Source organism: Bacteroidia bacterium (genome assembly GCA_026932145.1).
Taxonomy (GTDB): Bacteria; Bacteroidota; Bacteroidia; order J057; family JAIXKT01; genus JAIXKT01.
In genome coordinates, this window is record JAIXKT010000001.1 from 83,925 (window position 1) to 97,715 (window position 13,791).

At 37.2% G+C, this 13,791-nt stretch carries 10 protein-coding genes; 8 read left to right on the plus strand and 2 right to left on the minus strand.

The window, feature by feature from the left end; all coding sequences use genetic code 11:
* Positions 1-8: 8 nt before the first annotated feature.
* Both LC115_00350 and LC115_00355 read right to left on the minus strand, forming a co-directional pair.
* A complete protein-coding gene (locus LC115_00350) occupies positions 9-1,106 on the minus strand; it encodes a DUF1972 domain-containing protein (protein ID MCZ2355130.1) in 1,098 nt (365 codons plus the stop codon).
* 46 nt (positions 1,107-1,152) lie between these two features.
* The gene (locus tag LC115_00355) at positions 1,153-3,714 is read right to left on the minus strand and encodes a hypothetical protein (GenBank protein ID MCZ2355131.1); all 2,562 of its coding nucleotides are present in this window, start codon (positions 3,712-3,714) and stop codon (positions 1,153-1,155) included.
* A 213-nt stretch (positions 3,715-3,927) separates the two neighbouring features.
* Here LC115_00355 and LC115_00360 point away from each other — a divergent pair, with 213 nt between their 5' ends.
* The 8 genes from LC115_00360 to dnaN all read left to right on the plus strand — a co-directional run bounded on the left by LC115_00360 (position 3,928) and on the right by dnaN (position 13,764).
* The gene (locus LC115_00360) at positions 3,928-4,710 is read left to right on the plus strand and encodes an N-acetylmuramoyl-L-alanine amidase (protein MCZ2355132.1); all 783 of its coding nucleotides are present in this window, start codon (positions 3,928-3,930) and stop codon (positions 4,708-4,710) included.
* 221 nt (positions 4,711-4,931) lie between these two features.
* The gene (locus LC115_00365) at positions 4,932-6,245 is read left to right on the plus strand and encodes a T9SS type A sorting domain-containing protein (GenBank protein MCZ2355133.1); all 1,314 of its coding nucleotides are present in this window, start codon (positions 4,932-4,934) and stop codon (positions 6,243-6,245) included.
* A 39-nt stretch (positions 6,246-6,284) separates the two neighbouring features.
* Positions 6,285-7,334, plus strand: coding sequence for a hypothetical protein (locus LC115_00370; GenBank protein MCZ2355134.1), 1,050 nt, complete (start codon positions 6,285-6,287; stop codon positions 7,332-7,334).
* Between the two features lie 93 nt (positions 7,335-7,427).
* On the plus strand, positions 7,428-9,857 hold the full coding sequence (gene topA, locus LC115_00375) for a type I DNA topoisomerase (protein ID MCZ2355135.1): 2,430 nt from the start codon (positions 7,428-7,430) through the stop codon (positions 9,855-9,857).
* A 50-nt stretch (positions 9,858-9,907) separates the two neighbouring features.
* Positions 9,908-10,615 carry an SDR family NAD(P)-dependent oxidoreductase gene (locus LC115_00380; protein MCZ2355136.1) on the plus strand — a complete coding sequence of 236 codons (708 nt, stop codon included), beginning with the start codon at positions 9,908-9,910 and terminating at the stop codon, positions 10,613-10,615.
* A 15-nt stretch (positions 10,616-10,630) separates the two neighbouring features.
* On the plus strand, positions 10,631-11,533 hold the full coding sequence (locus LC115_00385; GenBank protein ID MCZ2355137.1) for a DMT family transporter: 903 nt from the start codon (positions 10,631-10,633) through the stop codon (positions 11,531-11,533).
* A complete protein-coding gene (locus tag LC115_00390) occupies positions 11,497-12,384 on the plus strand; it encodes a hypothetical protein (protein ID MCZ2355138.1) in 888 nt (295 codons plus the stop codon). Before LC115_00385 ends, LC115_00390 begins: the two co-directional genes overlap by 37 nt.
* A 252-nt stretch (positions 12,385-12,636) precedes the next feature.
* Positions 12,637-13,764 carry a DNA polymerase III subunit beta gene (gene dnaN, locus LC115_00395; protein ID MCZ2355139.1) on the plus strand — a complete coding sequence of 376 codons (1,128 nt, stop codon included), beginning with the start codon at positions 12,637-12,639 and terminating at the stop codon, positions 13,762-13,764.
* The last annotated feature ends 27 nt before the right edge of the window (positions 13,765-13,791 follow it).

Consider the following 13,791-nt stretch of genomic DNA (forward strand, 5'->3'; position numbering starts at 1 on the left):
AAAATTCGTTAGTCAATAACTTGTTTTAAATAGGCTTCATATTGGTCTATTATACGCTCCCAGTTATAAACAACTCTTACTTTTTGTTGGTTTTCTGCTATAAAAGAGGCTCGGTTCTTAGATAGCTCATCGTAGTTAATGAGGATTTCTGCGGCATCTTGTGGGGTCGCAAAATAAAAAGCATTCTTTTCTAAAACAGACATATTAAATGGATTTTTGTGCGCCGCAACAAGTGCTCCCGAGCCCATTGCTTCTACCAATGAAGGATTGGTTCCGCCTACTGAATGACCGTGAAAATATACTTTACATTGATACCTAAGATTGTTTAAATGCTCTAAATTGTATAATCCACCAATAAATCTAATGCTGGGAGTATCTGCAAACTTGGTTTTTAATACCTCTCCGTAAGGAGTTTGATGATTTCCTATAACAATGAAAGGATCTTTATCTTGTGAAATCTTGTACCCTTCCAGCATCATCTCAATGTTGTTTTCGGGTTCTAATCTTGCTATCAACATAGAATAACGATAAGGTTCAACTTGATAGTTTTTTAGAACTTCGGGGTTCGGTTGGTCAAAAATATAGGCACCAAAAGGGATTACCACTGAGTCTTTTTGGTATGTTTGTAGAAAGTATTCACGAATCCCCTCATTATCTGAAATCATGTATTTGATTTTAGATAATGCAAGTTTTTCTAACCAAAGCATAAATCTACGAATGGGGGCATTAAATTTTGTTCTTTTCCATTCTAAACCATCCATAGTGAATGCAACTGGCTTATTATCAGTTTTTAGCAGATACATTGTGGGAACTACTGTGCTATAACCCAGTTCAAAATAGGCATCGAATTTTTTATTCAAAGCATCTTTTAAGCAAATGAAGTCAAAAATAAAATTTGCAAATGCCCCCAAAAGAGGTTCGGGATGCCATTTTTGGATGATTTGGATACCATTATACGCTGGTAATTTATAGGGATGAAAATGAGGGTTATAAACCGTTACGGAATGCCCTCGCTTTACTAAACCCATAGATAGTATTTCTGCAAATTGCTCAAAGCCACCGTAATTATTGGGAATCCCGCGAGTGCCTAAAATAGCTATTTTCATTAAAAATATATAGATAAAAAATTATACAAATAATAAAATTGTGTTGTTAGTTTCCGGAAAATCTATCCTGAAAATTTCTCTGTTTGTTGATTTTTAAGTCTGCAAGGGTAGAGCTTTTTACATTTAAAGTAAAGAAATAGCTTCTAAATGTCCCAAAAGGAATAATATTTAGGGTCATTTGCCAGCAGTGTAAGTCTCTGGTTATATTGATGCTGGTTACAGTAAGTTTTTTACTTTTGAAGTCTAAGCCGCTGCTGTATGAAATCCCCCATTTAGGGGTTAATGTGATATTTCCGGAAAAAGTAAGTGCGTGCCTAAGGGTTACTGTCTGTAATGGACGATCATAGTTTAGCGTATAGCTCAAATTGAGTGTCCAAGGTATCGAGAAATCTTGATATTGGTCAAAAATAGATTGATAATGATGTTGTTTTTTTTCAGGCTGTTCTTTCTTTTTGGGGCTTTTTAGATTACAAGAAATGGCTGCCGAAGCGGAGGTTAATCTGGCTAACTGCTTATTTTGGGTGTATAAAAATACCGGAGTTACCCGTGTTTTAGCCTCGTTAAGTGCATACCAATTAAAACTGCCGTCTAAGTTAAACACAAACAGCCCTTTCAGCAAAGAAGTACGAGCATTGGCTCGCAAAGGATCTATCCGAAAACTATCAGCAGCAAAATTATAGCGGGTTGAAAGGCTGAGGTTGTCTAATAACGTTGTGTAGGTCGAGTTATCTTTGGCAGATTTATTGGGGTCTGTTTTTTTGTTTAAAGACTTCATTTCAAGCATATTACGTAATCCAAAGTTAATTGCTTGACTTTCTCCGCCGGCAGGCGAACCAATAATTCCGTTTTCAAAGCGGCTGTAATGAATTTCTGTGCCCGTAGAATCTCTATAGGACTTAAAAACCCCCCATTGAGATTTACCAAAATCTGGGCGGTAAGTATATGATACTGATGGATTTAATGTGTGTCTAAAAGCCCGTTTACGTTTAGATTGGGTTTGAAATACTCCATAAACGTTGGTATTAGCGGCCATATTCAAGCTAAAATCTCGGGTAGCTGCAAAACCATTTGTTTTGTCTGTTTTTAATGAATCTATGGTTCCGGCATTAACCCAAGTTTTATTGGTTGTTTGTAAATACCAATATTCATTAAAAGTAGCTGATGGAGAGAGTGTTACATAGCGTAATAGTTTGAAGTTAGTGTTAATGCTTGCCGTGTGTAACATTCCGTTGCGCATATTATTTCGGGTTTCCGGCTTGAGTAGCAAAGAATCGTAAGTATTCAAAACATTTTTTAATGCTACGTTATATCCTACGCTAATCTGCTCATACCAAGCATTTTGTGAAGCATTTTTTTTCTTAAACGGGTTAAATCTATTTACAGACAAATTGGCAGAAGGAAGTGATAGCTCAATATTTCGGGTTGCCAGATTTTGGTTGCTATTCATGCTCACAGAAAGCAAAGCAGGTGCACGGCGAAAACTCTTTTGATAGCTGATACTGGAAGCTAATTGGGTATTAACGACCTGAGCAATGTTAAAAGAGTTATTTCTAAAGTAAGAGGGTGAAGCTGCATTCACATTTGCTCTGAATTGTGCCGTAGGGCTTAGTATCTGGTTATGATTCCAAACAATATTGATGTTGCGAACTTCCTGAAAGTTAGGGTCTGTAGGTTCATTAAAGCGGGTGATGGCGTAGTTAAAGTTTAGATTTCCGTCAGTAACGTATCTTTTTTTGTAGTCTAACTTAGTTCCGATGCGGTATCCGCCTTTGGTAAAAATATCTCCTTCGAAGGTGGCATTTAGGTAAGGGCTTGCCGCCCAAAAGAAGCCGCCGCCTCGTAGAAAAAAACCTCTATCGGCTGCTTCTCCATAGGCAGGAATAACAATTCCGGATTTTCTTCGCTGCTGATTGGGAAAAAAACCAAAAGGAAGAACTAACGGAAGCGGAACGTCAGCTACCCGTAAATACAGCGGTCCGCAGATGATTTTATCACCCGGAATCACCTTCAGTTTGCTTGCATGAATGCTAAAATGCGGATGCTCTGCATCACAAGTAGTAAATTCACCCGAGGCAATATAATAGGTGTTATCCGGATTCCGCCGGATAGTTTGCCCCAAAATATAATCCCCGCCTTGATTCGTTTTCGCTTTATAAATAATTCCTTTACGGCTTGAAAAATTGTAACGCATCCGTTCTGCTCGGTATTCTTGACCTTTTTCTACAAAGATAGGTGTTTTAACCCACTTTCCGGTGGAATCCTCAGCCCCTCGTGCCTCTACCATATTATTAGGCCAATCTACATCAATAAATTCTGATTTCAAGCGCATTCCGTCATAATCCAAAGAACTTTCGCTATAAAGCCACATCTTTTTGGTATTCAAATCCAGTACAATAGAATCTTGGGCAGCATATTTCACCTGATCTTTAATATCACTTGCAGATTTTAAGCTATCCAAACGCATTATCTTAGCCGTTGAATCACGCTTAGAAACAGAATCTGCCGTAGAAACGGCTATAGAATCTGATTTTATTTGCGCTAAACAATAACTACTTCCTAAAACTAACCCGATTACAATCCGGAACAGAAAGCCCAGACTTCTCTGCATATTGCTGCAAAAGTAAAGCGAATAGCTGAATTTATACCAAAAACCTAAAAATATTGCTTAAACATCTTTCCAGATAAACGCCTATTCTCTCAAAACGTTATCCACAGACAATAAAAAGCAATTACAATACGTTTGTATAACTAAACACAGAATAGAAGCTCGGCACAAATTTTGAGGATGATTTTTTTAGAAATTTGCATGAATTAGATGAATATGCGTTCAAGAATCCAGCTTTTACCGTATTTGTTGGTAATTTTTTTTCTGTACTGTTCTTTTAATACCCGCTATGCTATTGAAACCAATGTGAATAGCATTGTATTAGATGCCGGGCACGGAGGAAAAGACCCTGGCACAAGTGGCTCTGTTTCAAAAGAAAAAACGATTGCCTTAGCAGTAGTTTTAGAGCTTGAAAAAATACTCAAACAATATTCCCCAAATATTGAGGTTAATCTTACTCGAAGAAATGACACATTCGTAGAGTTGATTGAGCGCGCAGCTATTGCAAACCGAAAAAAAACAGATTTATTCATCAGTGTGCATTGCAATGCCAGCCCCAGTAAAGAAATCAGCGGCTCAGAAACCTATGCCGTAGGCTTGCACAAAGAAGACCAAAACTTAGATGTAATCATGAATGAAAACTCATCTATCTTATTGGAAGAAAATTACTTAGAAAAATATGATGGCTTTGACCCCAAATCAGAAGAGGGTTACATCATATTTTCATTGCTTCAAAATGCGTACCTAAAACAAAGTTTGTATTTAGCCAGAAAAATAGAAGATTATTTTCAGCAAAAAACAGGGCGCAAAAGTAGAGGCGTAAAACAAGCCGGATTTTTAGTGCTCTGGAAAACCACTATGCCCTCTGTATTGGTCGAAACAGGCTATTTGAGTAATAAAATTGATGAAAAATTCCTAAACTCGGTAGAAGGTAGGCAACATATAGCAAACTCTATCTACAAAGCCATTCGTGAATACAGAACTGATTTAAAAAGCTGATTACCAATAGTTTAGAACAAATTTATATTGTAATCCTGCTTCTGATATAGGCAGTTGTTTTCTTTAAAACAACTGCCTTACCGTTTAATACACAGTTATCAGTTGTGTTATTTCGTATTTTTTAGGTAACTTTCCGATGTAAATCTTTTTTGCCCGGCACCTCAAAAAAGATAAGACCCTAAAAATTACGAATGATAAAAGTAACTTTTTTACATACATTTATGAAAAAAACTCTTGATATTTTTAATTATATAAATCTATTTAATTTACAGAAAATCATAGTTTTATGTATTTTACTTAAACAATCAGTAGAGGTTTTTTCGCAAGAAATTACGCGCTGCGGAAATGACCTGAGAATGCCCCAGTATCTTATTCAAAATACAGATAAAATTCAAGCAATTGATATTTCTGCACAAACGTATCATAAAAATTCCGGAACTATCAGATATATTCCGGTGGCAGTTCATGTAATCCATAATGGAGGAAGCGAAAATATAACTGATAATCAGATATTTAGCCAAATTGAAATTCTAAATCAAGATTTTCGTAAAATATCGGGCACTTTGGGAGACGGTAAAGGTGTAGATACACAAATTGAGTTTTTTTTAGCCCAAAAAGACCCAAACGGACAATGTACGAATGGCATTACCCGTCATCAATCACTGCTTACCAATCATGATATTTTGGATGAGGTTCAATTAAAGTCAATATGTCATTGGCCAGCACGGAGTTATCTAAACATTTATGTTGTGAAAACAATCTTAGGCGGGCTTACCTTAGGTTATTCAACACAGCCCGGGCAGCAAGATTCTTCGTTAAGCGGAGTTGTTATTCAGCATACAAATTTTGGTAAAGTAGGGACGGTAACGCCTCCTTTTCATTTAGGTCGTACAGTAACCCATGAAGTTGGTCATTGGTTAGGATTATTGCATATTTTTCAAGATGGCTGCGCCGGAACATCTCCTGCAAATTGCAGTAGCTTTGGAGATAAAATTTGTGATACCCCTCCTACTAAAAACCCTAACGGTAACACCGGATGCCCCACAGGAATCAATACCTGTGTTGAGTTTCCACAAGACAAACCGGATATGGTCGAAAACTACTTAGATTATACCGATGACGCTTGCATGAACTTATTTACACAAGGACAATCAAGCCGCATGAATGCTGTCTTAGACATAGAATACACAACTTTATGCACAGAACAAAACTTAAAGGCAACCGGATTCGGAGGTTGTATTTCAGCCATAAGCTCCTTAAACACAACAGAAATCACAATTAATATTATGCCCAATCCCGCTACCAATCGTGTTCAAATCTTTTGTAACCATCATCAAGGAACATCTTTGCTATCTCTTACAATTAAGAATATTTACGGGCAAATTATTGAGAACATGGATGTTAGTGAAATAACAAACTTTGTTTGGGAACCGGCTATATGGGAAAAACTACCTTCAGGAATTTATTTTGTAACACTAACAACCCGTAACGGAATATCTTATACCCAAAAAGTCTTAAAACTATCTGAAAATTAACAATAGTAGCTACATTTGCTTTTGATAACTTATTTTTAGATGAAGCGAAATTTGCAGTCATTATGGTTAGGTATTTTCCATGGGTTAAATGATCTGAGTGCAGCTTATTGGCTGGGAAGTTATATTTCTAATACTGCCTTAGATACTGCTCAATTGTTTGTTTTGTATAATGTGCTGGCTTTTGGTGGGCAGTTTGTGCTGGCAGGCTTCATGCAGGGAACTACCATTCGTTCAGTATCCTTTCGGATTATTGGGTTACTTTTAATATTGTCTTGGTTCATTGGCGATACAAATCCGTATTTAACAGTTGTGTTGTTGGGTTTGATTTCGTCTGCGTTTCATTTGTTGGGGGGAGTGTATGTTTTGCGGTTATATTCCGGTTCTTCGGCCCATGTAGGTCTTTTTTCTGCACCGGGAGTGCTTGGAATCGCCATTGGCGGAATATGCGTTACGCAGTCTATTGGGCATCTCACAATGGCATTCATAATAGCCGGTATCATTTTAGGGTTAATATTTTTATTGCGACTACCTGATTTACCGGCTATTTGGTCAAAGACACAAGTAAGCTCAAAATTTCATTTTGACCGCCATGATTGGGCAATGTTACTTTTGTTATTAACAGTTGTTTTACGTTCAGGGATTTGGAACATTGTATTTACAAGTTGGCATTATTTTGAGGCGAACCCGGTTTGGATGGCTGTTGCAGCCTGCTGCGGAAAAGGTTTAGGCGGGCTATTGGGAATATGGGTGCAACCTAAAAAACTTGTACAAATACTTACCCTTAACTTGCTCATTACCTTTGTTTCGGCAATTCTGTTTAATAATTATATCAGCTTACTCATAGGAATATTTTGCCTGCAAGCCCTAATACCGCTTACATGGGTGATTTTAGAAAATACCTATTTGAAAAACCCGTTGTTATCAACGTCATTATCATTGGGAATCTTGCTTCTATTTGGCGGATTTACAATGTTTCCGCCATTTTCGAGCTGGTTTTCAAGTATTTATGGAATAATAGCCTCCATTCTAATGCTTATTACCTTTTACTTTTTTGCTTTTAATATTTCACAGAAAACAGTTGAAGATTAAGGTATAAGTAAGAAAAAAAAGATTTTTAGAATATAGTTTAATCTGTTTCTAAAAAACTTTTTCAACTTTGCGGCCAAATACAGAACCAGATAGATGTCTAAAAATCTACTAATTGTTGAATCTCCGGCTAAAGTTAAGACCATTACTAAATTTTTGGGGGATGATTTTATCGTGAAGTCAAGCATGGGTCATATACGGGATTTACCCGGCGGCGACCATTCCGTTGATATTGAAAACGGTTTTAAACCTACCTATGAAGTTTCTTCGGATAAAAAGGAGATTGTAAGAGAGTTAAAGCAATTAGCCAAAAAAGCTGAATTTGTGTGGTTAGCTTCTGACGAAGACCGCGAAGGAGAAGCTATCTCTTGGCATCTATTTGATACCTTAGAACTTACTCCGGCGAAAACCAAACGAATCGCTTTTCATGAGATTACCAAATCAGCGGTAGAGCGAGCCATCCAAAATCCCAGAAGTATCAATATGGATTTGGTATTAGCCCAGCAAACCAGACGCATCTTAGACCGCTTAGTAGGCTTTGAGTTATCACCTATTTTATGGAAAAAAGTAAAAGCAGGGTTATCTGCCGGGCGCGTTCAGTCAGTAGCGGTTCGCTTAATCGTAGAAAGAGAGCGAGAAATCATAGCCTTTCACTCAATACCTCAGTTTAAAGTTACAGCAGAATTTGATGCTCAGGGAAAAGTACTAAAAGCCGAACTAAATAAACGTTTTGATACAGAACAAGTTACGTCTGATTTTTTAGAAACCTGCCGGAATGCAGCCTTTCAGGTTGCTAATTTAGAGGTAAAACCCACTAAAAAGACCCCTGCTCCGCCTTTCACTACTTCTACGTTGCAGCAAGAAGCAAGCCGTAAGTTTGGCTTTTCCGTTAATTTGACAATGCGTTTAGCCCAGTCATTATACGAAAATGGCTTCATTACTTATATGCGTACAGACTCGGTAAACTTATCCGAACAAGCCTTAGGCGCAGCACAAGAAACTATAAACCAAGAATTTGGAGAAAAATACCATCAATTACGGAGGTATAAAACCAAGACATCCGGTGCCCAAGAAGCCCACGAAGCTATCCGGCCAACCGAATTTGCCCATAAAATTGTTTCTGATGAACGAAATGAGCAAAAATTATATGAACTTATCCGAAAACGTACCTTAGCCTCACAAATGGCTGATGCCCAGTTAGAAAAAACAATAATTACCATTAACATCCTAAATCAAAATAAGATACAACCTTTTCAGTTTATCGCTCAAGGCGAAGTAATCCGCTTCGACGGTTTTTTAAAACTTTATTTAGAAAGCCATGATGATGATAAGGAAGAAGAACTAAACTCCGGACTATTACCAACTGTAACGAAAGATCAATTACTTAACTATAACCAGATTACAGCACAGCAACAATATAACCGTCCGCCAGCTCGATACACAGAAGCCAGCTTGGTAAAAAAAATGGAAGAACTGGGTATCGGTAGGCCATCAACCTATGCACCCACAATAACCACAATTCAGCACCGAAACTACGTTCTTAAAGAAGACCGCGAAGCAAAAACCAGACCTATCATCCGCTTTAACCTAAAATCCAAAACCAATTCTATTGAAAAACAACAAGTTACAGAAAACTACGGAGCAGAAAAAAGTAAATTATTCCCAACTGATATTGGATGTGTGGTAAATGACTTATTGGTAGAATATTTTCAGGATATTATTGATTACAAATTTACGGCAAAGGTTGAAGAGGAATTTGACGAGATAGCACACGGACGTAAAGTTTGGAATAAAATGTTAGCCCATTTTTATCAGCCATTTCACGAAAAAGTTTTAAATACAATAGAAAAAGCCGAACGAAAGTCAGGCGAGCGTTCTCTGGGAATAGACCCTGAATCCGGAGAGCCTGTTACGGTTCGCATTGGCCGTTTTGGGCCATTGGTTCAGATAGGAGCCGCAGACGGGCCTACAAAACCGCGCTATGCAACGATTACCAAAGGATTTTTAATCGAAACCATTACTTTAGAAGAAGCATTGAGCTTGTTTCGTCTGCCCAGAATCGTTGGTGAATTTGAAGGAGCACCCCTAAAAACAAACAATGGTCGCTTTGGACCCTACATCATCTATGGTAAAAATGAGTTTTGCTCACTCCCTAAAAACTATGACTTATTAACAGTTTCAGCAGAAAGTTGCATCGAAATCATTCAGGCAAAAAGAGAATCAGATGCAGCCAAAACAATACGAGAATTTCCAGAAATAAACGCTAAATTGATGCAAGGAAGATGGGGGCCTTACCTAAAAGCAGGGAAAGAATCTATCAAACTTCCCAAAAACATTGTTCCGGAGTCTTTGTCGCTAAATGACTGTGAGCAGCTAATATCCAGCCACTTAGAAAAACAAGGAACTACTAAATCAAAAGCTAAGAGTACAGGGAAAAAAACTACACAGAAAGAGGACTCCGCTCCAAACGTTCCTGAGAAAAAAACCAAAGCACCCAGTTCCAAAACACCTAAATCTAAAAAGTAGGTTTTAATCAAACTTATCGTCCATATTTGTTGTAACCCTGCTATCCAATTATGAATTCAGAACAGGTTGTGATTGTAACCGGAGCGTTTTCTGGAATTGGCTTGATGACTACAGAGCTACTCATGAAATCCAAAAATAAGGTAGTTGCGGTAGGTCGGAATCAGCAAAATATATTTCCCAGTTTTAAGACCAATTTTTTGCCCATTGCTCGTAACTTACATTCACAACGAGATGCGCAAGATGTTGTAGAATTTGCCTTAGAACGATTTGGCCGTATTGATGCAGTTATTCATGCAGCCGGCAAAGGATTGTTTAAGCCCTCAATGGAGCAAACGCAGCCAGATTTTGAAAGAATGTTTGCAGATAATTTTTATGGTGCAGCATTATTATCGCAAGCAATACTCCCCTATTTTGTTCAGAATAAAAGTGGTACACAGGTTTTTTTGTTGCCGATACTTTCTTCGGATTCTGCCCGACTATATGGAGCAGCCCACTATTCAGCCAAAATGGCACTATCAGGTTACATCGAATCAATCCGTTATGAGGCGCAGAAACATCTTATCAAACTTTCGGTGCTGGAAGTTGCACAAACCCAAACATCTTTTTGGGGAGAACTAAAGCAACCATTTGTTAATCAACCTTTTTTTTCCCGTTTAGATGTAGCTAAAGCTATTCTTTCGGTGGTTACTCAACCCACTACCCTTACTTTTAATCATTTAGTTTTGTATCCAAATACAGAAAATAGCTTACCGAAATAATAATCTTGACGTTACTTGGACAAACAACTGCCTTTTTTTAAAAGCCCTTATTTTCAGTTACACCTTTCTGTTTTTTTATTTGGCTTTACTGCAATTTTAGGGGCATCGGCTGATTTATCCTCATTTTGGTTAGTATGGCACCGATGTTGGCTCGCTATTATAGGTTTTGCCGTTATCGGAATTATCAGAAATGGAGATAGCTTTTTTACCTTTCGGAATCCTGTCAGATTAATCTTTATTGGAGGGATATTAGCCTTACATTGGCTGCTGTTTTTTCTATCCATTAGGTTATCTTCAGCATCAATAACGTTGGCTTGTTTAGGTACAGGGACTTTATTTACAGCATTATTAGAGCCTGTTTTTTTACCCGAACGTAAACTTCATTGGGTTGAAATTTTAGTTAGCGGCATTGTCTTAGCTGGCTTATTGTTAATCTATCAAGTAGATGCAGAATTTAGTCTTGGAATTTTAGTAGCATTATTAAGTACCTTATTATCATCATTATACAGTGTTTTAAATAAAAAATATATTACCCATTTAGATACAGTTTATGTAAATTTTATGGAGTTATGGGGGAGTTTTGGAGTAGTTTCCTTATGTATTCCGATACTATTTTGGCTTAACGAACCTATTGAGTTATTTCCCTCCCAACAAGATTGGGGTTTATTGCTCATATTGGCTTGGCTTTGTACTTGCTTTGCTTACATACTGTCTATTAACGCATTAAAGAAAGTTTCTGCCTTTACGTACATATTGTCTGTTAATATGGAGCCGGTTTATGGTATTTTGATGGCTTGGATTTTGTTAGGAGAAAAGGATGTTGTACATTTGAGTTTCATCTTAGGAACTATGTTAATTCTTTCTTCGGTAATTGTGTATCCATGGCTAAAAACAAAGATAACGGCATCCTCAAAATAGCCTATTTAATTACTTGTTTTTTTTTAAATTGCTTATATTCAACTATAAACGCTCAGCACTTAGTGCTGAAAGATTCTGCTATGCTTTCAGCACGGGGGAAAGTTTTAAGCCAAGATACTTACGGAAATATATATCTGCTTACGCAAAAAAATCAGCTATGTAAATTGTTTTCTACGTGGGATTCTGTGTATTGCATAGGCGGGCGCGGAACGAGCGAAGAAGCGTTATTAGACCCAAATGCAATTTGTGCTACCTCTCAACAAAGCATTTACGTTTTGGATGCCGCCCCACGTAGAATAGTTTTGTTTAACTATAATTTAAAGCCGGCACGTGAAGTCCGGTTTATTGACCTTGAAAATGACCCAAACTTTACCGAAAATCCCACTATAATTCCCAAATCTTTTGTTGTAGGCCCCGGCGGGGACTTATTTTTGCTCAATTCCTTTGATAACAAGATTTTAAAATTCAATTCTAATGGCCGTTTAGATGCCCAATTCGGCGGCGTAGATTATGGGCAAGGACGGCTACTTTCTCCCAATGAATTGTATATCGCTCAAGACTATACTGTTTGGGTTACGGATACTCTTAGCCAACAAATTATCCAATTTGATTATTATGGCACTTGGATACAGAACTGGAAACCGGCTATTCCCTTTAAGTGGAATAGAGCTAAATTATCCGAAAAAAAATGGCTGTTCTGGAACGAACAGTATTTAACATTATATCAAATAGATAAGCCTAATACCCAAAACTTCCAGCTACCTTGTGTAGCTAACGATTTAGAAACACAGCAGAATAGCTTAATTTTATTAAATAATACGAAAATTTACAGATTGTTGATTTCTAAATAATTAAACAATATCAGAAATTAGCATTCTATTTTGTTTAAAGTTTTAGTTTAAGTCGAGCAAGGTAATTTATTCATAATAAATATGAATTAGCAAATAATTTATTGACCTAAGAGAATTGTTTTATTTTAAAAAAACGGCATATTTGTCTTTGTCAAGAGTTTAGCTTAAAAATGTTAATTTGTGGAAATTTCTTTGTTACAAAATGGCGCAGTAGCTATTACTTTTGTGGAATATTTTTACCGTTAAAAAAGCATGAAGTTCATTATTTCATCTTCCGAATTATTACAACAAGTAGGCTTAGTTGTTGGGGTTGTACCGGCGAAGGCAGTTGTTCCAATCATTCAAAATCTGCTATTTGAGGTTACCGATAAGCGACTAACCATAACTGCCACAGATTTAGAGAACACGATGCACACAACAACGGCTGTAGAAGCCGAAGAAGATAGCCGTAAAGTTTGCTTACCAGCAAAACTCATATTAGATATTTTAAAAGCTATTGATAATCAGCCAATTACAATCACTATTCCAGAAAATAGCTTTGTATGTGAAGTTACAACTTTAAACGGTAAATACAAAATCAGTGGTGAAAACGGCGAAGATTTTCCCCGAATAACCCTTCCGGAAAATACCCGTTCCGTTCAAATGCCGATGCCCTACTTAGTTCGAGCTATCGAAAAAACACTGTTTGCCGCTTCAACAGATGAACATAGGCCGGCAATGAACGGTATGTTGTTCAACTTTAAAGAAAAAAGTGCCACTTTCGTAGCCACAGACGCAACACGCTTGGTTAAATATCAACGCACTGATATTGAGAGCGATTCAGAATTTAAGTTTATATTACCGCCTAAGGCACTAAAACTCTTAAAAGGCTCCGCAAGCGGCTCTGCCGAACTGATACGCATAGACTTTAACGACAGAAACGCTGTTTTTAATATCGGAAGTATCATGTTGGTATGCCAGTTAATTGACGATAGATACCCGGAATATGAAGCCGTAATCCCAATTCAAAGCCCTAATCGCTTGATTGTAAATAAAAAAGACTTTATATCTTCATTAAAACGTTTAATTATCTTTGCCAACAAAACCTCTCATCTATCTCGATTTAAACTTATTGGTAACTCTATAGAACTTACTGCCGAAGACCAAGATTTAGCAAACGAAGCCAAAGAGACTTTACACGGCCTTTATGAAGGTGAAGAATTAGAAATCGGCTTTAACTCCCAAATGATTCAAGAAATTATTACAAACACAGATACAGAAGACGTAATATTAGAGCTTGGCACTCCGGGGCGAGCAGTGATTATTTTACCGACAACCCAAGAAGCAAACGAAAATGTATTGATGCTCGCAATGCCCAGTATGTTAAATAGCTCTTACTAAATTAGATTGGCATTATTTCTGTATAAA